The following is a 22,752-nucleotide window of genomic DNA, read 5'->3' on the forward strand; positions in this document are numbered from 1 at the left end:
CCATGAGTGCGCCCATGAATTCCCCCATCGATGCGATCACCCGCTTGCTACAACCCCGCAGCGTCGCCGTCATCGGCGCATCGGCCGACGCCAGCAAAACCGCCGGCCGCCCAGTGGCCTACCTGCAAAAACATGGCTTTACTGGGCGCATCCTGCCGGTCAATCCCAAGGTGGACCGCATTGGTGATCTGCCTTGTTATGCCGACATCGCCTCGCTGCCCGAGACACCCGATGTAGCCATCGTCTTGTTGGGCGCCGAACGCGCCCACTTGGCGGTCAAAGAGCTCTCGGTGCGTGGCTGCGCGGCGGCCATCGTGCTGGCCAGTGGTTACACCGAGACCGGCGAAGACGGCGCACGCCGCCAACAACAACTGATGGAAGCGGCGGGTGCCATGCGCATCTTGGGCCCCAACACCATCGGCTTGGTGAACCTGACCAACAGCATCGTGCTTTCGGCCACCGGCGCACTGGAAATGGACCATTTCCCGGTGGGGCGTATTGGCGTGGTGTCGCAAAGTGGTGGCATTTTGGGTTCTTTGTTGTCAAGGGCTACAGCACGCGGCATTGGTCTGTCCAAGCTGATATCCACCAGCAACGAGGTGGACTTGGAATTGGCCGATTTCATTGACCACTTGGCCGACGACCCGGCCACGCAGGTGATCGCGCTCTACATTGAGACTGTGCGCGATCCAGCCAAGTTCCGCGCCGCTTGCCTGAAAGCCGCAGGCTTGGGTAAGCCCGTGGTGGCCTTCAAGATCGGCCGCTCTGAAGCCGGCGCACAAGCCGCTGTGTCGCATACAGGTGCGATGGCGGGTACCGACCGCATGTACGACGCGCTCTTCAAACAAGTGGGCGTGATCCGCGCACAGACCTTCAATGACCTGCTGGACATTCCAGTGGCCTTGGCCACCGGACGCCATTTGCGCGGCCAGCGCGTGGCCATCCTCACCAGCACCGGCGGTGCGGGCACGCTGGTGTCCGACGACTTGGGCGTGGCCGGTTTTGAAACCCCCGCACCCGACGCCGCCACGGCCGGGGCGCTGCGTGCGCTGCAAACTGGCAGCGAAGCCGTGCTCGACCGCAACCCAATTGACGTGACCTTGGCAGGCCTGCGCCCCGACCTGCTGCGCGGCGCGATACGCGCCTTGTTGGCCAGCCCCAGCTACGACGCGCTGGTGATCATCGTGGGTTCGTCCAGCTTGGCGATGCCCGAGCTGATGGCCCATGCCATTCGCGACTGTTTGCCTGAATCGGACAAACCCGTGATGGCCTATGTCAGCCCGCACGCCCCGGAGGTAGGCGCACTGCTCACCCGCAGCGGTGTGCCCGCCTTTGCCGCTGCCGAGAGCTGCACAGCCGCGCTGGCCGCCATGCTGAAAGTCGGCCGATTTGTGGCTCCCATCGAAGAAGTAACGAACAGCAGCCCAGCCGCAATCGCCATCGACGACTTGCCTTCTGGTTCGCTCGACGAAGCGCAGGCCAAACAAGTGTTTGCGCGCTTCAAGTTGCCGTGTGCGGCCGAGCGCATCGTCACCACGCCAACCGAGGCCGAGGCCGCTGCGCGCGAACTCGGTGGCCGTGTGGTGCTCAAAATCCTCTCCTCGCAGATCACGCACAAGAGCGATGTGGGCGGTGTGGCCATCGGCCTGAACCCCGAAACGGTGGGCGAGCGCATGGCCAGCATGCGAGACGAAGTACTGGCCAAGGCAGGCGTGCGCCCTGAGCGCTTTTTGGTACAAGAAATGGTCTATGGCGGCACCGAATTGATTTTGGGTCTGCACCGCGATGCGCTGGGCACGGCCGTGCTGCTGGGCATGGGCGGCGTCACAGCCGAGTTGTTCCAAGACACCACGCTGCGCCTTTTGCCGCAAGACGCGCAAGGCCTCAAAAGCCTCAGCCGCGCTGATGCGCTGGCCATGGCCCAGGACCTCAAAACCTGGCCCTTGCTCGACGGCTTTCGTGGCCGCCCGAAAGCCGATGTGGACGCGCTGGTGGACGCCGTCGTGGCTTTTTCGGGCATGGCCGCGCAGTTGGGCGACCGCCTGCTGGAGGCAGAAATCAACCCGGTGTTTGTGCGCGCGCAAGGCCAAGGCGTGAGCGCTGCCGATGGCGTGCTGGTGCTGACTTAAAGGCTGTTTCATGGCCCACACCGAACCCGCATCCGAACCAGCACCCAAGCCCTTGGCGGTCGCAACTTTCGCTCGCTTTGCCATGTGCTTTGCCCGGGCTCCGCTGCCGCCCGAAGTGGCGCACCACGCGCAGCGTGCCGTGATCGATTGGTATGCCTCCATCTACCCCGGCCTGAACACGCCTGCGGTGCAGGTGCTGACCCACACCCTGGCCGATGACTTGGACCGGGGCGCCGCACAACTGGTACAAGGGCGCGCGGCCACCCCGCGTGCCGCGGCCCTGATTCAGGGTACGGCCGCCCACGCGGCTGAGGTGGACGACAGTTTTCGCGACGCCATGCTCCACCCCGGTGCAGCCACGATTGCCGCGGCACTGGCTGTTGCCCAGTCGGTGAGGGCCAGTGGCCCTGAATTTTTGCGCGCCGTGGTGCTGGGTTACGAAGTCTCTACCCGCATCGGCGTGGTCATGGGGCGGCCGCACTACCAGTACTGGCACAACACGGGCACCATGGGCAGCTTTGGGGCCGCTGCAGCAGCCGCCAGTTTGTTGCAGTTGGACGAAGTGGCTTTTGCCAACGCTTTGGCCGTCGCCGCCACCTTCACCGCCGGACTGCAGCAGGCCTTTCGCTCAGAGGCGATGGCCAAACCACTGCACGCAGGCCGCGCAGCCGAAGCCGGTGTGCTGGCGGCCCAACTGGCCGCAGGCGGCATGCGCAGCTCGCTCGATGTGCTCGAAGGCGAATCGGGTCTGGGTCAGGCCATGAGCCAAGGACCAGATTGGTCAAAGGTCGGCGCCACACTGGGCACAGACTTCCACATCACCCGCCTCACCTTCAAAAACCACGTTGGCTGCGGCCACACTTTTGCCGCCATCGACGGCGCTTTGGCACTGCAACAAATGCACGGCTTTGGCCATGCCGACATCAAGCGGGTGCAGCTGGGCGTGTACCAGCCCACGCTCGACATCGCGCCGCATGTGGACCCACAAAACGCCGACCAAGCGCGGTTTAGCCTGCACTACATGGTGGCTACAGCGCTGGTCCACGGCAGTGTGCGCCTGTCGGCCTTCGAGCCCGAGCGTTTGAACGACCCACACACCCGTGCGCTCATGCAACGCATCGACAAAGCGCTAGATCCGGCCGTGGATGCTGCGTTTCCCGGTCGTCGCGGTGCGCGGGTGGATATCACCTTGCGCGATGGTCGGCAGCTGAACCTGCTGCAGTCTGACCGCAAGGGTGATCCTGAGCTGCCCCTGTCCGATGCCGACCTGGAAGGCAAGCTCATGGAACTGGCGACGCCGGTGATTGGCGAGAAGCAAGCCCGCGATGTGCTGGCGCGCATCTGGCAATTGCACCAAAGCGCCCGGCTTTGTTGACTGGAAATGCTGTTATCTTTGCATTCTGAGTCGAGCAAAACGGCGTCATTGCTTCAAAGTGGAGCGACGGTATCGATTGCTCGTCGACTTCATGACTTCTTTTCAAACCTTCCAACATGCCTCAATTTGCCGCCAACTTGTCCATGATGTACCCCGACCTGCCGTTCTTGGACCGCTTTGCAGCGGCTGCCCAAGACGGCTTCAAGGCCGTGGAGTATTTGTTTCCCTATGCCTACCCAGCGGCTGAATTGGCGGCCCGATTGCAGGGCCATGGTTTGCAGCAGGTTTTGTTCAACACCCCTTCCGGGGGCAATGCAATCGGCAACTTCATGCAGGCCTGGGAAGGCGGCAGCCGGGGCACGGCCAGCGTGCCGGGGCGTGAAGCCGAATTTCGCACTGGCTTCGAAGCCGCGCTGGTCTATGCAGAGGCGCTGCAATGTCCCCGCATCCATGCCATGGTCGGTTTGCGCGCCTCGGGTGACAGCCCTGAAGCTGCTGACGCAACACTGGTGAAAAACCTGCAGTGGGCTGCTGCTGAAGCGGCCAAAGCCGGCCGTGATGTGCTGATTGAGCCGATCAACACCCGCAGCGTGCCGGGCTTTCACCTGAACCGCCAAGACCACGCGCACCGCATCGTGCAGGCGGTGGGTGCGGCCAACCTGAAGGTGCAGATGGACTTGTTCCACTGCCAGATCGTCGAGGGCGATTTGAGCGCCAAGATTGCCCAATACCTGCCTACAGGCCAGGTAGGCCACTTTCAGATCGCTGAGGTGCCCCACCGACACGAGCCCGGCACAGGCGAGGTGAACTGGCCACACATCTTCAAAATCATCGACAAGGTTTCGGCCGAATGCGGCTGGAACGGCTGGATCGGTTGTGAATACAACCCGGCCGATGCTTCGGCGGGGGGGACTTCACGGGGTTTGGAATGGGTGCGTCCTTATTTGTGATTCAAAGACGTTCTGACCTGCGTTGTGATGGATGATTTGCATTACCTGATTTGGGCGGGCGTGGCCGCGGCCATGGTGGGCTTGTCCAAAGGTGGCTTGCCCACAGTGGGCATGCTTTCAGTGCCTATTCTTTCGCTGTTCATGTCTCCGGTCAAAGCGGTCGTCATGCTGCTGCCCATCTACATCATCTCTGACATGGTGGGGCTGTGGTTGTACCGTAAAAACTTCAGCGCCATCAATCTGAAAATTCTCGTTCCAGCTGGTGTGGGCGGCGTGTTGGTGGGCTGGCTCACCGCAGCGCTGGTGTCTGACACAGCCGTGAAAATGATGATCGGCCTGATGGGCGTGGGCTTTGTGCTCAACGCCTGGCGCCAGCGCAACACCGAACAGGCACCCAGCCCAGCCCGCTGGGACAAAGGACTTTTTTGGGGTGGTTTGTCGGGTTTTACCAGCTTCATCTCACACGCGGGTGGCCCCCCATTTCAGGTTTACCTGTTACCCCAGAAACTTTCCAAGTTGGTGTTTGCTGGCACCTCAACTTTGTTTTTTGCATTCATCAACTTGGCCAAACTGGGGCCCTACCACCAGCTGCAGCCGTATGGCCCCGCTGAACTGACAGGTGCACTGGTGCTGATCCCGTTTGCCTTGGTGGGTACCGTGGTGGGGGCTTACCTGACACGCAAAATAGCCGACGACTGGTTCTTCAAATGGGTGCAACTGGGCTTGCTGCTGATCTCACTGAAGTTGATCCTGGACGTCGTCAGGGCTTGAGCGCCATCAAACCAACCCGCACACCGTCTTTGAGCCTTCCCAGTTGCTGAGCGCTTGACTCAAATCGGTGCCCCGGCGCATGGCGGTCATCTCGGCCACGATGCTCATGGCTATCTCTGGCGGAGTGAGTGCACCAATATTCAGGCCCACAGGGCCATGCAATTGCTGCACTTCGGCCTCACTCACATCAAAGTCAAGGAGCCGTTTGCGGCGCTGGGCGTTGTTGTGCAGCGAGCCCAATGCGCCCACATAAAACGCGGGGGTACGCAGCGCCTCCATCAAGGCCAAGTCGTCCAGCTTGGGGTCGTGCGTGACGGCGACCACGGCGCTGTTGTGGTCCAGGCGCATGGCCAAGACCAAATCGTCGGGCATTTGGGTGGACAGGGTCACACCGCTCATGGCTTCCCAGCCTTCGTGGTATTCCACACGCGGCTCGCACACCGTGACTTGGTAGTCGAGCATGACGGCCATCGCGGCCAGATAACGCGACAGTTGCCCGCCTCCAATGATGAGCAAGCGCAGACGAGGACCGTGTACCGTGGTCAGGCTCTGACCATCAAACTGCAGCTTGTCGCCTTCGGTGGCGGCTCCCATGCGCACCATGCCAGTGGCCATATCCAAGCGGCGCTCCACGCGCTGATGCTGCTCGATCAGCACCAGCAATTCGCGCAATTGCGATTGGGGACTCAAAGGCTCCAGCACCACCTGCACCGAACCGCCACAAGGCAGGCCAAAGCGTCGCACCTCTTCGGCGGTTTGGCCATAGGTGGTGGTGTCGGGCATGCGCATGGCCAGCTCACCCGCGGCCACACGGCGAATCAAGTCGTCTTCGATGCAACCACCCGACACCGACCCGGCCACTTGGCCATCGTCCCGAATGATCATGAGTGAGCCGGGTGGACGCGGGGCCGAGCCCCAAGTGCGCACGACCGTGCCCATCACCACGCGGTGACCACGGCTTTGCCAATCAAGGGCGGTGCGGATGACATCAATGTCGATGCTGTTCATGTCTGCTTTGTGTTGGATTGGCTCAAGTCGTGGGGCCAAATCAGGCTTTGCCCTGTCAAGGTCTCCACTGTCTGACGGTCTTCTTCATTGTCCACATCCAGACAGTAACGCGCATCAGGGGTTTTCCATCGGTAAGACTCATTGGGGTGAGCTTTTTGCCATTGGCGCGCGCCCATCTGAACGTCCCCCGCCATAATTTGTGAGACCACCACAGATGAAAAAATCACCGGATTGCCGGGCAAATCCTGCACCGTCGGTTGAAGCAGTTGCGTGCCCACAGGACGCGCGGCATAAGCTTGGATCAGGGCATGGACAGCTTGCGCATCGATCATGGGCTGGTCGGCGAGCAGCACCATGACCGCATCCAAATCAAGGGGCAAGGCCAAAAGTCCAGCACGCAAAGAACTGACATGACCGTCATCCGGTTGGTGATTGAGCACCACGCGGGCTCCCCAATGCTGCAGCGCAATCTCTTGTTGAATGCGTTCAGCATAGTGCCCCAAAACCACCAGCAGAGGAGCAAGTTTGGCTTCTGACAAGGCCTCCAATTGACGCTCAAGCAAACTCCTGCCACTGAGCTGCAACAGGCACTTGGGGCGATGCCCCATGCGGCTGCCTGCGCCAGCAGCCAAGACAATGGCGCCCATGCGTGGTAAGCCAACATTGGGAGGCGTGTTGAGGGCGAACGGGGTCACTTGGATTGGTGGACTTGAGGCAAATCGGGGCAGGCCAAAGGGAATGTTGCACAGCTATTTTGCGCCAAACCAGGGCAGTAAATCACCGGCTGTCCCCACTGCGAAGCACGGCAGTGGTCGACTGGGTCCAATAGCGTTACAGTCATTTTTTATGCAGCCATCAGGAGCCACGCCATGAACACCCCCCTGCACCGCGAAATGCCAGCCGGTCATCTTGACAGTGCCCGCGCCCTGAACGACGTCACCCAAGCCTGGGACAGCACCATCCTTCCAGAGCTGAAGAATTACATCGAAATTCCCGCCAAATCACCCTCCTTTGACGCCAACTGGGCGGCGCATGGCCACATCGAGACTGTGCTGCGCCGCGCGGCGCAATGGGTCGAGGCACAAAAGGTGGAAGGCCTGACGCTTGAGGTCATCCAGTTGCCCGGTCGCACGCCCATCATGTTTTTTGAAGTCGCCGCCACCCGCGCCGCCAGCGAGGGATCCGGCCAAACGGTGCTGATGTACGGCCACCTGGACAAGCAGCCCGAGTTCAATGGCTGGAGGAGCGACCTGGGGCCTTGGACTCCTGTGTATGAAGACGGCAAGCTTTATGGCCGGGGCGGCGCAGACGACGGTTATGCGGTCTATGCCAGCATCGCCGCCGTGCAGGCGCTCAAGAGTCAAAAGACTCCGCACCCGCGCATCGTCGGCCTGATCGAGACCTGCGAAGAGTCGGGTTCGTATGACCTGCTGCCCTATGTGGACGCGCTGCGCACCCGCATGGGCGATGTGGGCTTGGTGATTTGCCTTGACAGCGGCGCGGGCAACTACGACCAGCTGTGGCTCACCACCAGCCTGCGCGGCATGGCCAGCGGCACGCTCAAGGTACAGGTGCTGACCGAGGGCATCCATTCGGGGGACGCCTCGGGCTTGGTGCCATCGAGCTTTCGGATCATGCGCCAGGTGCTCGACCGCCTCGAAGACAGCGCCACAGGCCGACTGTTGCCCGCGAGCTTCCACTGCGAAGTGCCTGCCGAGCGGCTGGCGCAAGCGCGGGCCACAGCCGCCATACTGGGCGACGAGGTGTACAAGCGTTTCCCCTGGGCGCACTACGACTGCGGCGGCTCCACCAGCTTTGCCCTGCCCACCACGACCGACCCCACGCAAGCCCTGCTCAACCGCACCTGGACACCGACCTTGAGCGTCACGGGGGCGGAAGGCTTTCCGGCGCTGAAAGACGCAGGCAATGTGCTCAGGCCCTACACCGCCTTCAAGCTCAGCTTGCGCCTGCCCCCGCTGGTGGATGCGGCACAAGCCGTGGCCGAGATGAAAGCATTGCTGGAGGACAACGCGCCCTACCAGGCCCAGGTCACCTTTGAAAGCGGCGGCGGTGCCACCGGCTGGAACGCGCCTGACACCTCACCCTGGTTCGAGCAAGCCCTGAACAGCGCGAGCCAAGCGCACTTTGGTGCCGGCGTCGGCTACATCGGCCAAGGCGGCACCATCCCGCTCATGAACATGCTGAGCGCTGGCTTTCCCAAGGCGCAAATGATGGTCTGCGGCGTGCTCGGTCCCAAGAGCAACGCGCATGGACCCAACGAGTTTTTGCATGTGCCTTATGCCAAAAAGCTCACGGCTGCGGTGGCCGAAGTCATGGCGCGGATGCCTTGATGAACGTGACATCGCGTCCCGCCATCGCGCGCCCGAAAGTTACCGCCTTGCAGGGCGAAGCCGGCCAACTGGCCGTTTACGACTGGGCCCTGCCTGCAGGCCAACCCCTGGGCACGGTGATCTTGGTGCACGGCCTGGGCGAACACGCCGGGCGCTACGGCGAGGTGGCGGCGCACTTGCACCAATGGGGTTTTGCGGTGCGGGCCTACGACCATCAAGGCCATGGCCAATCCGAAGGCGCACGCGGTGACATGTTGCGCCCCGGCAGCTTGCAGGCCGATTTGTGCCGAGTGATCGACGACACCAGGCAGCGCCCCCACTTGTCAGAGCTGCCCCTGATTTTGCTGGGCCACAGCATGGGTGGCTTGGTGGTGGCGCGCACGCTGGCCGAGGGTTTGCGTACCGTGGATGCGGCTGTCTTGTCGTCCCCTGCGTTGGGTGGGTTTCCCAACATTTTCCAAAAAATACTGCTCGCCTTCTTGCCGCGTCTGGCACCTCACTTGTGCGTGGACAACGGCTTGAAAGCCGATTTTGTGTCACGCGACCCGGATGTGGTGAAGGCCTACCAAGCCGACGCGATGGTGCACCGGCGCATCGCCACCGGGCTGGCTGCCTGGATTTTGAAGAATGGCGAAAAAACACTAGACGAGGCAGCGAAATGGCAGGTGCCCACCTTGCTGCTGTATGCAGGGCAAGACCGTTTGGTCAATGCGCAAGCCAGCGCAGACTTTGCCCGGTCAGCCCCCAAGGCTGTGGTGCAGGCCGAATGCTTTGAAGCCATGTACCACGAGATCTTCAACGACCTTTACCGCGCCCAAGTGTTCACATCCCTCAAGCGCTGGCTGCTGGCGCGTTTTTCTGCGCATCCCTCTGCTTGAATACCATCCATATCAGCGCCAGCCCGGTCAAAGTCACGGGCAAGAGAGATCCGAGATTCAGCCAAGTCCAGCCCTGTGTGGTGACCAGCGCGCCTGATGCGAAAGAGGTGATGGCCATGGTGGCAAAAACAAAGAAATTGATGGCAGCCTGACCCCTGTCTTTTTCAGCGGGAGTCCAAGCCTGCATGGCAAGCGTGGTGCTGCCGGTGAACAGGAAGTTCCAGCCCAAGCCCAGCAAGAACAGTGAGATCAGGAACTGGTGGAGCTCAACCCCTGTGAGTGCAATGGCGATGCACGCGAAGTTGATGACCACGCCGACCGCCATGATCTGCAGCGTGCCGAATTTTTTGATCAGGTGGCCTGTGAAAAAGCCCGGCGCGAACATCGCGATCACATGCCACTCCAGCACCAGCGCCGCATCGTCAAAACTGAAACCGCACACCTGCATGGCCAAAGGGGTGGCCGCCATCAGCAGGTTCATCACGCCATAACTCAGGGCCGCTGCAGCCGCCGCCACAATGAACACCGGCTGGCGCATGATCTCGCGCAAAGGGCGCCCCGCGCTGTCGCCCGGTTTTTTGGCGGGCACGACCGGAAAGCGGATGAAGCTCATGCACACCATGGCCAAAATGGCCACGATGCCCAGCGCCATGTAAGCGCCCAAAAACGGCACCTCGTACAAGGTGCGTGTGCGCGAAGCCAAATTGGGGCCCACGATGGCGCCGATCAAGCCACCAGCCAAAACCAGTGAGACCGCTTTTTCCTTGAAACCGTCTGCGGCCAACTCGGCCGCCGCGAAACGGTACAGCTGGCCATTGGCGCTGTAGTAACCCGCAATCACCGTGGCCGACACCAGCAGCCAGAAGTTGTGGCTCCAGGCGGCATAAGCGGCCAGTAACGCCGAAAACAAAGCCACCACCAGCCCCAGCTGGAAAGACACCTTGCGCCCCCAGCGCGACTGGCTCTTGGCCACCAGCCCAGTCGACAATGCACCGCCCACCACATAGCCCATCACGGGCAAAGTCGCCATCCAGCCCAGCGGCGCCATAGACAAACCCACCAAACCATTGATGGCGATGAAAGTGACGTTGTTGGTGAAAAACAGGCCCTGGCAGAGGGTGAGAAGAATCAAATTGGGGTTCATGAAGGGCAGTGTATCGCTGGGTACTTATAAAACCCTGTCGCCTCGGCGCCCTCGTCGCGAAAGAGCCTTCGCGATCCATGATCCACCGACCCGGTGTCGGGGCTCCCACAAAAATCAGCGAGTTGTCAGATGTTCAGGTCAGGCGCAAATGGCCAGGACGGCCAAAGGCGCGGTCTCGGCCCGCAAAACGCGAGGGCCAAGTGTCACAGGCACAAAGCCTGCAGCCAGTGCGCTGGCTTCTTCGCTGGGGCTGAGGCCCCCTTCGGGGCCGCTGAGCACGGTGACGGGGGCGCTGCCGCTCATGGCCGACAAGGCTTGCGTGCCTTCTGACAAAGACAACACCCAGCGCTGTCCTGCTTCGGCCCGCACCAACCACTCTTTGAGGGTGACGGCGGCGTGCAGCATGGGCACGCGGTTGCGACCGCACTGCTCGGCAGAAGCGACCGCAATACCCTGCCAATGCGCCAATTTTTTATCGGCCCGTTCACCCTTGAGCTTCAGCACGCTGCGCTCCGCCACCAATGGGGTGATGCTGGCCACGCCCAGTTCGGTGGCTTTTTCAACCAGCCAGTCCATGCGGTCGTTGGCGGTGATGCCTGCCAACAAGTGCACAGCACGGACGGTTTCGCGCTCCACCGGGTGGTGAGCGCCCACCGCCACCTCCACATCGCTGCGGCCCATGCGGATGACGGTGGCGTCAAACTCGCCACCTTCGCCGTTGAACAAAGTGATGACCTCGCCCGGCTGCAAGCGCAGCACCTGCACATGACGGGCGGCACCCGCAGGCAGACTGAGCGCATGGCCTGTGGCCAAAGGCGTGGGACAGTAAAAGCGCGGCATGCTCACATGCGCCCGTAGGCAAAGCCAACCTGGGGCGTGGTGCCTTCGATTTCGTCGATCAACTTGAGCAGCGGGCCCAATTCGCGGTAACGGTCGCAGGTGCTGCGAATGTAATGTATGAAGCGAGGCGCATCGGCCAAATATTTGGGCTTGCCATCTCGCAAAGTCAAACGGGCAAAAATACCGGCCACTTTCAGGTGGCGTTGCAGGCCCATCCACTCCACGGCTCGGTAAAAAGCACCAAAGTCGCTGTACCAGTCTTCAAAGTCCATCAAACCTGCTTTTCGGGCCTTTTCCCAATAACGGATGGTGATGTCGAGCACAAAGTCTTCGTCCCAGGTCAAAAAGGCGTCGCGCATCAAGCTGGCGATGTCGTAGCTGATGGGGCCGTAGACCGCGTCTTGGAAGTCCAGCACACCCAGTTGTGCACTGCTGCCAAAAGGCATCATCAGATTGCGGGGCATGAAGTCGCGGTGCACATACACGCTGGGCGCGGCCAGGTTGCGCTGCACGATGAGGGCAAAGGCCTTGTCGAACACCTCGCGCTGCGCGCCTTGCAGTTGCACGCCCCGATGTTGGGCCAAATACCAATCGGGGAACAGGCTCAGCTCTCGGTTAAGGAGTGCGGCGTCGTACGGCGGCAGCACACCGGGGCGCGACGCCAGCTGCCACTGCACCAGCGTGTCGACCGCCTGCATGTACAGCCCGTGGTTGGCCTGGGGGCGCTCGGTATCGATGGCTGACATCATGGTGGCGTCACCCAGATCACTCAGCAACATGAAGCCGTGGGCTTCGTGCCAATCCAGCACCTCGGGGGCATTCAGACCAGCGGCCTTCATCAAGGCGGCAATGCGCACAAAGGGCTCGGAGTTTTCCTTATCGGGTGGCGCGTCCATGACGATGCGGCTGCCGCCCTGCACGGTGTCGACCCGCAGGTAGCGGCGAAAACTAGCATCGGCCGAGGCAATCCGCAAGCTATGAGGCAAAAGACCCTGGTCGTTTGCCCTTTCTGACAACCATGCAGCACATGCTGCTTGCCGCATCGGATCGGCCCAAGTGACTTGAGAATCGGCAGTTGTGGGGGGTGTAGGGTGGCTCATGGATAATCCCATTTTACAAAGTCAAAATCTCACCGCTTTGTTCACCCAGTGCGCCTTGCCCAATCCAGTTGATCCTTGTGAACTGCTCCCCCATTTTGAGACTTGTACAGTTCTTGTTGACCTTAAGACTTGGGGGCATAGCCGTGGGTGTGGCCTTGCTCCTGCAAGGGGTGGCGCATTCTCAATCAGCCCCGCTTGTTTTGCGCAGCAGCACTTTGTTGGAAGAAAACATTTCGCCTCGCCAAGACAAAGAAGGCGCTGTCTTTGTCACAGGGCAAAGTTTGGTGGTGCAGCCAGACCTCAGAACAGTGGTTGATGGGGCGGCCAATTTAAGAAAGCCAGGCTTGAGCTTGCGGGCTGACCGCATGGTTTATGAACAAAGCCAAGATGTTGTAGCGGCGTCTGGCGGCATTCAAATCAACCGGGCTGGGAGTCAATTTAAGGGGTCCGAGCTGAAGCTTCAAGTTGACAGCTTTCAGGGAACTCTTGATCAACCTACTTTTGAAATTTTTGGCAACGGTGCGCATGGTTCAGCCTCGCAGCTTGAATTCATCGATCCGACTCGTGCCATCGTTCACCAGGCCAACTACACCACTTGCCGCCGCACACCCGGCCCAGACTGGCTGCCGGCATGGTTGCTCAAAGCCACGCGCATGAGCATCGACGACGAAGAGTCGACCGTTAAAGCTGAAGGGGTCAAGGTTCGCTTTCAAAACTTTCCCGAAGTATCAATTCCCTCCCTCAGCTTTCCTCTGACCACAGATCGACGCTCCGGCTTTTTGCCGCCCATTGTGGGCGTCACGACACGCAATGGCGCTGAAATCGCACAGCCTTATTACTTTGACATTGCACCCAATCGGGATGCCACGGTGACCACACATGTCATGAGCAAACGCGGTGTGGCGGTGGACACCGAATTTCGATACCTGGAAAAAGACTACAAAGGCCAAACCCGTTTGAATTTGATGCCCTCCGATACCTTGAGTGATCAAGCCCGCTGGGGCTTGTCCAGTCAACACAGTGGCAGCATTGACACAGGCATTGACCGCATCGGTGCTTTGGGCCTTGGCCTGAACTTGAACCGCGTCAGTGACGACAACTATTGGCGCGATTTTCGCCGCACAGGATTGGTTTTGACGCAGCGCTTGTTACCGTCCACAGGCGTTCTCAGTTGGGGGCGTGGTGCCTTCAACATGACGGCTCAGGTTCAGCGCTGGCAGACATTGCAGGACATCAATTCCACGATTTTGCCTCCCTACGACCGCACCCCCCAAATCGGGATGTCTTACGGTCAATGGCAAGCCAATGGTTTTGATTGGTCTGTGCGGGGCGATACAACCCGTTTCGAAGCCGACTTCAGCCGTAATCCTGGCAGGGTGGCACAAAATGGTGAACGCAGCTTTGTGCATACCCAGGTCAGCCGTCCCTGGATTCGCCCTTGGGGCTTTTTCACACCCAAACTTCAACTGCACGCAACACGTTATCAACTCGATCAGCCCATGGACAACGGCTCCAGCTCTGCCAACCGCGTATTACCAACCTATTCGTTGGACACCGGATTGGTGTTTGAGCGGGCTGCACAGTGGTTTGGTCGGTCGGTGGCGCAAACATTAGAACCCCGTGCTTTTTATGCCAAAAGCCCATTCAGGGATCAAAGCATGCTGCCTCTGTACGACACGGGCATCACCGATTTCAACTTGTCCACTATTTACAGTGAGAACACTTTTGTCGGCAACGACAGGTTGATTGACAACGACGCACTGACCCTTGGCGTCACCAGTCGGTTTTTCGATTCGGTCAACGGCGCCGAGTTGCTGCGCTTGGGTGTGGCTCAACGCATTCGCTTTTCCGATCAACGGGTTGTGTTGGACAACACACTCTTGAACAACCAGCTTGCGGCTAAAACTGGCCTGAGTGACCTTTTGGTGGGTGCTGGCGTTCGTTGGGACAATCGTTGGGCTTTGGACAACACAGTCCAGATCAACAACCAAACCAATGACATCAGCCGCAACACCCTTCAGCTTCGCTACTACCCCAGCCCTTATCGAGTATTGAACGCAGCTTACCGATTGAATCGCGGCATCAGCGAACAGCTGGATTTGGGGTGGCAGTGGCCCTTGAGCGATTTGATCGGCCGTAGAAATACAGAAGCTGAATCTGCATGGACTCGATCCCCTGGCCAAGGCTTGGGGCCTGATCGCTGGTTTACCGTGGGCCGTATGAATTTCAGCATGAGTGAAGGCCGTATGGTGGAAAGCCTGATGGGCCTTGAATATGATGCTGGTTGTTGGATTGGCCGCATCGTTTTTGAACGAAACCAACGGTCTATCGAGACATCCAACACGCGTTTACTGTTCCAATTGGAATTGATTGGCCTGGCCCGCGTTGGCTCCAGTCCACTGGCAGCACTTCGGAACAACATTCCTCGTTACCAAGATTTGCGCGACAACCCTTTGCAACCGAGCCGTTTTCAGAATTATGAATAAACCTTTCAATTGCCGCAGCTTGTATTGGCTCAAGTGTTTATCGCCTTTTGTCGCATTTATCGGGTGGATGGCGCTCTCCTTGACAGCAAGCGCTCAGCCCAGCTCTGCGCCTGTGCGCTCTGTTGACTACGTGGTGGCAGTGGTCAATTCCGAGCCCATCACCAACCAAGAAGTTCAGGCATTGAGCCTTCGTTTACAACGTGAGGCTCGCACACAAGGCAAGCCGACGAACAATGCCGAGTCCAAAGGGCTGGCACTCGAGCAGCTGATCAACGAAAAAGCTCAAATTCAACAAGCGCTGTCTTCGGGCATCGTGGTGGACGATGCGGCCATTAACCAAGCTGAATCTGGGGTTGCCAACAACAACCAGCTGACGGTTGAAGCATTGCGCACTCGCCTGCAACAAGATGGTATTGGGCTCTCTGTCTTCCGCGATCAGCTTCGTCAACAATTGTTGCTGACCCGCATTCGTGAACGGGAGGTTGAAAGCAGGATTCGTATTTCCGATTCTGAGATTAACCAATTTCTCAATGATCAAATACAACGTCAATCTGCGAATGCATCGACAGATGTCAATCTGGCCATGATTTTGATTGGCGTTCCAGAAAACAGTTCGCCCGAACAAATCAAGCAGCTTTCCGACAGAGCTCAATTGGTGGTTCAACGGGCACGCAGCGGCGAAGATTTCGCTTCTTTGGCTGCTTCCTTTTCCACTGCTGCTGACCGTGGCGTCAGCGGTGGGGCTATGGGCCTTCGCCCACTTGACCGTTACCCCGAGCTGTTTGTTCAAGCAACGGCCGATTTGCCTGTCGGTGGTGTTTCGGGTGCCGTGCGCTCAGGTGCTGGCTTCCACATTCTGAAAGTTCTGCAAAGGCAAGCCCCTCCCTCAACCTTGTTGGTCACGCAAACACGCGCCCGACATATTTTGCTTCGCCCAAGCGCGCAACTGTCTCAGGCTCAAGCCATCGCTCAATTGGCCGCCATACGACGTGACATTTTGTCTGGCAGAGTGGAGTTTGCTGATGTGGCGAAACGAATCTCTCAAGACGGCAGCGCACCCCAAGGTGGCGACCTTGGCTGGGCCAACCCGGGGATGTTTGTGCCTGAGTTTGAACAGCCCATGAACCAACTGCGACCCGGGCAACTGGCCGAGCCTGTTGTGTCCCGCTTTGGTGTTCATTTGATCGAAGTCACTGACCGTCGCGATGCACCCATGACAGAGGCAGAACAACGCAACTTGGCTAGAAATGTGTTGCGCGAGAGCAAACTGGACGAGGCTTATGCTTCTTGGGTCCAAGAAATTCGAGGCAAAGCTTTTGTTGAAATGCGGGAACCTCCGCAATGAAACACATTGCACGTAAACGTTTTGGTCAGCATTTTTTAACCGACACGGCCATCATTGACAGCATTGTTGACGCCATTGATCCTTTGCCGGGTCAAGCCATGGTGGAGATCGGCCCGGGTTTAGCCGCCTTGACCCAACCACTGGTCGAACGCTTGGGGCAACTCACCGTGATCGAACTGGACCGTGATTTGGCAGTACGGCTTCGCGAACACCCGCATTTAAATGTCATTGAGTCAGACGTTTTGAGGGTAGATTTCAGTGCTTTGGCATCTCAAATCCCTGCAACATGCGCGTCATCTGCCGCCTCATTGCGCCTTGCAGAGGAGCCAGTCAAGCTGAGGGTTGTCGGAAATTTGCCGTACAACATTTCCACACCCATCCTGTTCCATCTGCTTGACCATGTGGACACGATTGCAGACCAGCACTTCATGTTGCAAAAGGAGGTCATCGATCGCATGGTGGCTGCGCCTTGTACATCTGACTACAGCCGACTGTCGGTGATGCTTCAGTGGCGCTACGAGATGGCCAACATCTTGTTTGTACCCCCATCCAGCTTTGACCCACCTCCGCGTGTGGACAGTGCCATTGTGCGCATGGTTCCCCTTCTGGCGCCTCCACAGTTGGATGTCCAAATGTTGTCATCCTTGGTTCAGGTTGCTTTCAGTCAACGGCGAAAGATATTGCGCAACACCTTAGGGAAATGGCTGGAGGAAAAAGGTTTCAGCGGTCATTTTGACTTGCAGCGCCGCGCTGAGGAGGTCCCAGTGGATGAGTATGTTGCCCTGGTTCAATCTTTGTCAACGGCGCACTGATTGGATGACGGCGAACAATTTATGGTCGCAAAAAAGCCCTCAGTTGAGGGCTTTTTTTCAATTCAACCGGAGTTGAAAATTTGGTTGCGGGGGCCGGATTTGAACCAACGACCTTTGGGTTATGAGCCCAACGAGCTACCAGACTGCTCCACCCCGCGGTATTCGGAAAGTATACCTTATTCTGCTGGTGTATCAGCAGAAGAATCAGCACGGTCAACCAATTCAACCAGCGCCATCGGTGCGTTATCGCCCACACGGTAACCCATCTTCAAGATACGTGTGTAACCACCAGGGCGTTTGGCAAAACGTGGGCCCAAATCAGCGAACAACTTGACGACACTGTCGCGATCGCGCAAGCGGTTAAAAGCCAAGCGCTTGTTCGACAAGTTGTCTTCTTTGGCCAAAGTGATCATCGGCTCAATGACGCGACGCAGCTCTTTGGCTTTTGGCAACGTTGTTTTGATGACTTCGTGCTCGATGAGCGAATTCATCATGTTACGCAGCATGGCGAGGCGGTGCTCGCTGGTGCGGTTCAATTTACGGAGGCCGTTTCCGTGGCGCATGGTGCTTACCTTTCTTTATTAAACAGGCAGCCGTATCAGGTACTGCCCGTGCACACCCCGAACAAATCCGGGAACTTTAAATTAACGCTTTTCCAAGCCGGCTGGTGGCCAAGCTTCGAGTTTCATACCCAATGTCAAACCACGTGAAGCCAGGACTTCTTTGATTTCATTGAGTGACTTGCGACCCAAATTAGGTGTCTTGAGCAATTCGTTTTCAGTGCGCTGAATCAGATCACCGATGTAGTAAATGTTTTCTGCTTTGAGGCAGTTGGCGGAGCGAACCGTAAGTTCAAGCTCGTCCACAGGACGCAACAGGATCGGATCGAAATTGCCAGCACCGCCACGAACAGCAGGTGCATCAAACGCAGACAATTCACTGCCTTCGAGTTGGGCAAAAACAGCCAATTGTTCGACCAAAATCTTAGACGATGCACGAACCGCATCTTCTGCGGTTATGGCACCGTTGGTTTCGATTTCGATGACCAACTTGTCCAAGTCAGTGCGCTGCTCGACCCGTGCGCTCTCAACGGTGTAGCTCACACGCTTAACCGGTGAAAAAGAAGCGTCGAGCACAATGCGGCCCAAGGCTTTGGTGGGCTCGTCAGCATAACGGCGCATGCTGCCTGGCACATATCCACGGCCTTTTTCAACCTTGATTTGCATGTCGAGCTTGCCACCTTGTGACAGGTTGGCAATGACATGCTCAGGGTTGATGATTTCGACGTCGTGCGGCGTTTGGATATCAGCCGCTGTCACGGGACCTTCGCCATCTTTGCGAAGGCTCAGAGTGACCTCGTCACGGTTGTGCAACTTGAACACAACACCTTTGAGGTTCAACAAGATGTTCACAACATCTTGCTGAACACCGTCAATAGAAGAGTATTCGTGAACAACGCCAGCAATGGTGACTTCGGTTGCCGAATAACCGACCATTGAAGACAACAAAACGCGACGCAGTGCGTTTCCAAGCGTGTGACCATAACCGCGCTCAAAAGGTTCAAGCGTGACTTTTGCACGGTTGGCAGCCAATTGCTCGACTTGGATCGCTTTGGGTTTCAACAAATTTGTTTGCATGCAGACTTCCTTCTCAATACCCCCGGTTCGTTACACCGGTAAGGCTGATGAAGTGCCCAGGTACAAAAACTGCACACTGGGAACAATCAAAACAGCGAATTAACGTGAATACAGTTCGACAATCAACGATTCGTTGATGTCAGCACCAAATTCGTCGCGGTCAGGAACCTTTTTGAAGGTGCCTTCGGCTTTGTCCGCATTGACTTCAACCCATGCAGGCATGCCAACTTGGGCAGCCAATTGCAGAGCTTCAACCACACGGTTTTGTTTTTTAGATTTTTCGCGAACTGCGACAACATCACCGGCTTTGACCAAATATGAAGGGATGTTCACAGATTGGCCATTCACGGTAATGGCTTTGTGAGAAACCATCTGACGGGCTTCTGCACGTGTGGAGCCGAAACCCATGCGGTAAACAACGTTGTCCAATCGGCACTCGAGCAAAGCCAACAGGTTAGAGCCTGTATTGCCTTTGCGGCGATCGGCCTCGGCGAAATAGCGGCGGAACTGCTTCTCCAATACACCATACATGCGCTTGACTTTTTGCTTCTCGCGCAACTGAAGACCGTAGTCCGATGTACGTTGACCCGAAGTGCGGCCGTGTTGACCGGGCTTGGTGTCAAATTTTGACTTGTCAGCGATAGAGCGACGTGCACTCTTCAAGAACAAGTCAGTGCCTTCACGGCGGGAAAGTTTGGCCTTGGGGCCTAGGTAACGTGCCACTTGATTTTCCTTTATGCAGCTGCCGCATCAGAAATGCGGGAGCCAGGCGATGCAAGCAAGGCCTGGCGGTGGGCTTGGTTTGAGATTAAATGCGGCGACGCTTTTGGGGGCGGCAACCGTTGTGCGGGACAGGCGTCACATCGGCAATCGATGTGATGCGAATGCCCAACGCACCCAAAGCACGAACCGATGACTCGCGACCTGGGCCAGGGCCCTTGATCTCGACGTCCAAGTTTTTAATGCCTTGTTCTTGAGCAGCACGACCTGCTACTTCGGAAGCCACTTGAGCTGCAAAAGGTGTTGACTTGCGTGAACCCTTGAAGCCTTGGCCACCCGAAGACGCCCAAGACAAAGCATTGCCTTGGCGATCAGTGATCGTGATGATGGTGTTATTGAATGAAGCGTGCACGTGAGCAATACCGTCGGCAATGTTCTTGCGGACTTTTTTGCGGACACGTTGTGCTGCGCTGTTTGATTGTGCTTTTGCCATGTTGGTCTCTCAGTCCTGCTTATTTCTTCAGTGCCGCAGCACCTTTGCGCGGTCCCTTGCGAGTACGTGCATTGGTACGAGTGCGCTGACCGCGCATGGGCAATCCACGGCGATGACGGAAACCACGGTAGCAACCAATGTCCATCAAACGCTTGATGTTCATGGTGGTCTCACGGCGCAGGTCACCTTCAATGGTGAACGCTGCGATGTGGTCGCGAATTTTTTCCAGGTCTGCGTCGGTCAGGTCCTTGATCTTCTTCGAATAAGCGATGCCAGTGGCCTCGCAAATTTGTCGAGCGCGGGTGCGACCAATACCAAAAATGGCGGTCAAGCCAATTTCAGCATGTTTGTGCGGCGGAATGTTGATGCCAGCGATACGTGCCATTTTCGTCCTCTAAAACTAGTTCAATCAGCCTTGACGCTGCTTGTGACGTGGATCAGTGCAGATCACACGAACAACGCCTTTACGGCGGATAACTTTGCAATTACGGCAAATTTTTTTCACCGAAGCAGAAACTCTCATGGTTCTCTCCAAAAAACTTATCAATGCTTTGTCAATTCAGACAAAGTTAAAAACTGGGCCCTTGAACACTTGGATCAAGAAACTCGACCAAACCAACTTGTGCCATCAGGACTTGAAACTCGCCTTTTTCAAGAGAGAGTCGTACTGCTGAGACATCATGTAGTTTTGAACTTGCGCCATGAAATCCATCGTGACCACCACAATGATCAACAAAGAAGTACCGCCAAAGTAAAACGGAACATTGTATTTCAGAATCAAAAACTCAGGCAGTAAGCAGACGAACGTGATGTAAACAGCACCCACAGCCGTCAAACGCAGCAAAATTTTGTCGATGAACTTGGCAGTTTGGTCACCTGGACGAATGCCAGGAATGAACGCACCGCTTTTCTTCAAGTTATCAGCTGTTTCTCGGCTGTTGAAAACAAGGGCCGTATAGAAGAAACAGAAGAAAATAATGGCGGCCGCGTAGAACATGACATAAACGGGTTGACCTGGGGCCAAGGCGTTAGCCACATCTTTGAAAAAGCGAACCACTGAACTCTCAGAAGAACCCGAACTGAACCAACCAATCAATGTTGCCGGCAGCAAGATGATCGAAGAAGCAAAAATGGGAGGAATGACACCCGCCATATTCAGCTTCAGTGGCAAGTGCGAAGATTGACCACCATAAACTTTATTTCCAACCTGACGGCGAGCGTAGTTCACCAATATTTTGCGTTGCCCTCTTTCGACAAAAACCACAAAATAAGTCACCAATCCCACCACCACAATGATCAACAAAGAGATCAAAGGATTCATGGCACCGGTGCGAACCAACTCAAACAAACCGCCAAGAGCACTGGGCAAACCAGCAGCAATACCCGCAAAAATCAAAATCGAAATACCGTTACCCAAACCACGCTCAGTGATTTGCTCACCCAACCACATCAAGAACATGGCACCAGCGGTCAAACTGACCACAGCGGTCATCCGGAAACCCATTCCAGGATTGATCACCAAGCCAGCTGAAGCCTCGAGTGCAACAGCGATACCGAAGGATTGAAAGATAGCCAAGCCCAGTGCACCAAAACGTGTGTATTGGGTGATCTTTCGACGACCGGCTTCGCCCTCTTTCTTCATCTGCTCAAAAGTAGGAACCACGTAAGTCATCAGCTGCATCACAATTGACGCAGAGATGTACGGCATGATGCCCAGAGCAAAAACAGTAAAACGCGACAGCGCACCGCCCGAGAACATATTGAAAAGATTCAATATGCCACCCTGCTGACCATTGAACAACTGCTTCAGTTGGTCGGGATCAATGCCAGGCACCGGAATGTGTGCACCCACGCGGTAAACAACCAGCGCCAACAGCAAGAACACAAGCCGACGACGCAGGTCGCCAAACTTGCCTGCCTTGGATGTCTGATTAGCGATGGTTGCCACAGTACGTCTCTATTTTCAAAGATCAGGCCACTGAACCACCAGCAGCCTCAATGGCTGCCTTGGCACCAGCTGTCGCACCAATGCCCGTCAACTTCACGGCTTTGGACAACTCACCTGTGTTGATCACTTTGACCACTTTGGCCATCTGACCCACCAGACCTGCTTGTTTCAATGTCAAAACATCGACTTCAGGCAAAGCAAGACGCTCAAGTGAAGTCAGCGTGATTTCAGCGTTGTACTTCAAAGACATGGACTTGAAACCGCGCTTTGGCAAACGGCGTTGCAAAGGCATTTGACCGCCTTCGAAACCCACTTTGTGATAACCACCCGAACGAGATTTCTGACCTTTGTGGCCACGACCGGCGGTTTTACCCAGACCCGAACCGATACCACGGCCAACGCGACGTGGCGCATGTTTAGAGCCTTCTGCGGGCTTGATGCTGTTGAGTTCCATCATGGGCCTCTTAGAGAACTTTGACCAGGTAGCTGATCTTGTTGATCATGCCGCGCACTGCTGGCGAATCTTGCAACTCACTCACAGAATTGAGCTTGCGCAAGCCCAAACCACGCACCGTGGCGCGGTGAGACTCTTTGGTGCCAATCGGGCTGCGAACCAGTTGGACTTTTACGGTAGATGCTGTCGTCATGTTCGTTCTCCGGTTCAGCCGAACAACTCTTCAACCGACTTGCCACGCTTGGCAGCCACGTTGGAAGCTGTTGTGCAGTTGGACAAAGCGTCCAAGGTGGCACGAACCATGTTGTATG

23 protein-coding genes, 1 tRNA gene and 1 pseudogene are annotated in these 22,752 nt (G+C 57.2%); 9 read left to right on the plus strand and 16 right to left on the minus strand.

Annotated elements, in window-relative coordinates; genetic code table 11:
• The first annotated feature begins 14 nt into the window (after positions 1–14).
• The 4 genes from Q1M54_RS13050 (at position 15) to Q1M54_RS13065 (ending at position 5,225) form a co-directional block, all read left to right on the plus strand.
• Positions 15–2,129, plus strand: a complete 2,115-nt coding sequence (locus tag Q1M54_RS13050) for an acetate--CoA ligase family protein (protein WP_300557897.1) — start codon at positions 15–17, stop codon at positions 2,127–2,129.
• Positions 2,130–2,139: 10 nt separating this feature from the next.
• Entirely contained in the window at positions 2,140–3,504 is a 1,365-nt protein-coding gene (locus Q1M54_RS13055; RefSeq protein ID WP_300557899.1) for an MmgE/PrpD family protein, read from the plus strand.
• A 116-nt stretch (positions 3,505–3,620) separates the two neighbouring features.
• Positions 3,621–4,454, plus strand: a complete 834-nt coding sequence (gene otnI, locus Q1M54_RS13060; protein WP_300557901.1) for a 2-oxo-tetronate isomerase — start codon at positions 3,621–3,623, stop codon at positions 4,452–4,454.
• A gap of 27 nt (positions 4,455–4,481) precedes the next feature.
• Positions 4,482–5,225 carry a sulfite exporter TauE/SafE family protein gene (locus Q1M54_RS13065; RefSeq protein ID WP_300557902.1) on the plus strand — a complete coding sequence of 248 codons (744 nt, stop codon included), beginning with the start codon at positions 4,482–4,484 and terminating at the stop codon, positions 5,223–5,225.
• Between the two features lie 6 nt (positions 5,226–5,231).
• Here the strand turns inward: Q1M54_RS13065 and Q1M54_RS13070 are convergent, their stop codons facing one another.
• Both Q1M54_RS13070 and Q1M54_RS13075 read right to left on the minus strand, forming a co-directional pair.
• A complete protein-coding gene (locus Q1M54_RS13070; RefSeq protein WP_300557904.1) occupies positions 5,232–6,233 on the minus strand; it encodes an XdhC family protein in 1,002 nt (333 codons plus the stop codon).
• Entirely contained in the window at positions 6,230–6,880 is a 651-nt protein-coding gene (locus Q1M54_RS13075) for a nucleotidyltransferase family protein (protein WP_300557906.1), read from the minus strand. The genes Q1M54_RS13070 and Q1M54_RS13075 overlap by 4 nt, the downstream gene beginning before the upstream one ends.
• 222 nt (positions 6,881–7,102) lie before the next feature.
• On the opposite strand from Q1M54_RS13075, the gene Q1M54_RS13080 reads away from it, so the two are divergent.
• Complete coding sequence (locus Q1M54_RS13080) at positions 7,103–8,584, plus strand: M20 family metallopeptidase (RefSeq protein WP_300557908.1); 1,482 nt, start codon at positions 7,103–7,105, stop codon at positions 8,582–8,584.
• Entirely contained in the window at positions 8,584–9,462 is an 879-nt protein-coding gene (locus Q1M54_RS13085; protein ID WP_300557910.1) for an alpha/beta hydrolase, read from the plus strand. Before Q1M54_RS13080 ends, Q1M54_RS13085 begins: the two co-directional genes overlap by 1 nt.
• On the opposite strand, the gene Q1M54_RS13090 is transcribed toward Q1M54_RS13085, so the two are convergent.
• The 3 genes from Q1M54_RS13090 to Q1M54_RS13100 all read right to left on the minus strand — a co-directional run bounded on the left by Q1M54_RS13090 (position 9,416) and on the right by Q1M54_RS13100 (position 12,546).
• A complete protein-coding gene (locus Q1M54_RS13090) occupies positions 9,416–10,606 on the minus strand; it encodes an MFS transporter (RefSeq protein ID WP_300557912.1) in 1,191 nt (396 codons plus the stop codon). The two genes, Q1M54_RS13085 and Q1M54_RS13090, sit on opposite strands and share 47 nt — an antisense overlap.
• Positions 10,607–10,744: 138 nt before the next feature.
• Positions 10,745–11,446: a 16S rRNA (uracil(1498)-N(3))-methyltransferase gene (locus tag Q1M54_RS13095; RefSeq protein ID WP_300557914.1), complete on the minus strand. Its 702-nt coding sequence runs from the start codon at positions 11,444–11,446 to the stop codon at positions 10,745–10,747.
• A gap of 2 nt (positions 11,447–11,448) precedes the next feature.
• A complete protein-coding gene (locus Q1M54_RS13100; RefSeq protein WP_300557916.1) occupies positions 11,449–12,546 on the minus strand; it encodes a phosphotransferase in 1,098 nt (365 codons plus the stop codon).
• A 113-nt stretch (positions 12,547–12,659) separates the two neighbouring features.
• Here Q1M54_RS13100 and lptD point away from each other — a divergent pair, with 113 nt between their 5' ends.
• From lptD to rsmA, 3 genes are read left to right on the plus strand one after another with little or no spacing between them, the layout of a single operon-like run.
• A complete protein-coding gene (lptD, locus tag Q1M54_RS13105; protein ID WP_300557918.1) occupies positions 12,660–15,032 on the plus strand; it encodes an LPS assembly protein LptD in 2,373 nt (790 codons plus the stop codon).
• A complete protein-coding gene (locus Q1M54_RS13110; RefSeq protein WP_300557920.1) occupies positions 15,025–16,377 on the plus strand; it encodes a peptidylprolyl isomerase in 1,353 nt (450 codons plus the stop codon). The genes lptD and Q1M54_RS13110 overlap by 8 nt, the downstream gene beginning before the upstream one ends.
• Complete coding sequence (rsmA, locus tag Q1M54_RS13115; RefSeq protein WP_300557922.1) at positions 16,374–17,189, plus strand: 16S rRNA (adenine(1518)-N(6)/adenine(1519)-N(6))-dimethyltransferase RsmA; 816 nt, start codon at positions 16,374–16,376, stop codon at positions 17,187–17,189. Before Q1M54_RS13110 ends, rsmA begins: the two co-directional genes overlap by 4 nt.
• 81 nt (positions 17,190–17,270) lie before the next feature.
• On the opposite strand, the gene Q1M54_RS13120 is transcribed toward rsmA, so the two are convergent.
• From Q1M54_RS13120 to Q1M54_RS13170, 11 genes and pseudogenes are all read right to left on the minus strand, one after another.
• Positions 17,271–17,347: transfer RNA gene (locus Q1M54_RS13120), tRNA-Met, on the minus strand.
• A gap of 18 nt (positions 17,348–17,365) precedes the next feature.
• Positions 17,366–17,752 carry a 50S ribosomal protein L17 gene (gene rplQ, locus Q1M54_RS13125; RefSeq protein WP_300557924.1) on the minus strand — a complete coding sequence of 129 codons (387 nt, stop codon included), beginning with the start codon at positions 17,750–17,752 and terminating at the stop codon, positions 17,366–17,368.
• A gap of 81 nt (positions 17,753–17,833) precedes the next feature.
• Entirely contained in the window at positions 17,834–18,826 is a 993-nt protein-coding gene (rpoA, locus tag Q1M54_RS13130) for a DNA-directed RNA polymerase subunit alpha (protein WP_019427458.1), read from the minus strand.
• Between the two features lie 99 nt (positions 18,827–18,925).
• Positions 18,926–19,549 carry a 30S ribosomal protein S4 gene (rpsD, locus tag Q1M54_RS13135; RefSeq protein WP_019427457.1) on the minus strand — a complete coding sequence of 208 codons (624 nt, stop codon included), beginning with the start codon at positions 19,547–19,549 and terminating at the stop codon, positions 18,926–18,928.
• An 85-nt stretch (positions 19,550–19,634) separates the two neighbouring features.
• Positions 19,635–20,039: a 30S ribosomal protein S11 gene (rpsK, locus tag Q1M54_RS13140; RefSeq protein WP_019427456.1), complete on the minus strand. Its 405-nt coding sequence runs from the start codon at positions 20,037–20,039 to the stop codon at positions 19,635–19,637.
• 19 nt (positions 20,040–20,058) lie between these two features.
• Complete coding sequence (rpsM, locus tag Q1M54_RS13145; protein ID WP_300557928.1) at positions 20,059–20,424, minus strand: 30S ribosomal protein S13; 366 nt, start codon at positions 20,422–20,424, stop codon at positions 20,059–20,061.
• A 24-nt stretch (positions 20,425–20,448) separates the two neighbouring features.
• Positions 20,449–20,562: a 50S ribosomal protein L36 gene (gene rpmJ / locus Q1M54_RS13150; RefSeq protein WP_028820150.1), complete on the minus strand. Its 114-nt coding sequence runs from the start codon at positions 20,560–20,562 to the stop codon at positions 20,449–20,451.
• 105 nt (positions 20,563–20,667) lie between these two features.
• Positions 20,668–21,987, minus strand: coding sequence for a preprotein translocase subunit SecY (secY, locus tag Q1M54_RS13155; RefSeq protein WP_300557932.1), 1,320 nt, complete (start codon positions 21,985–21,987; stop codon positions 20,668–20,670).
• 22 nt (positions 21,988–22,009) lie between these two features.
• The gene (gene rplO, locus Q1M54_RS13160; RefSeq protein WP_300557934.1) at positions 22,010–22,441 is read right to left on the minus strand and encodes a 50S ribosomal protein L15; all 432 of its coding nucleotides are present in this window, start codon (positions 22,439–22,441) and stop codon (positions 22,010–22,012) included.
• A 10-nt stretch (positions 22,442–22,451) separates the two neighbouring features.
• Positions 22,452–22,634: a 50S ribosomal protein L30 gene (gene rpmD, locus Q1M54_RS13165; protein WP_019427452.1), complete on the minus strand. Its 183-nt coding sequence runs from the start codon at positions 22,632–22,634 to the stop codon at positions 22,452–22,454.
• A gap of 14 nt (positions 22,635–22,648) precedes the next feature.
• A pseudogene (locus tag Q1M54_RS13170) lies at positions 22,649–22,752 on the minus strand (30S ribosomal protein S5); the annotation flags it as partial.

Origin of the sequence: Limnohabitans sp. Rim8 (assembly GCF_943326455.1) — a bacterium.
GTDB lineage: Bacteria > Pseudomonadota > Gammaproteobacteria > Burkholderiales > Burkholderiaceae_C > Limnohabitans_A.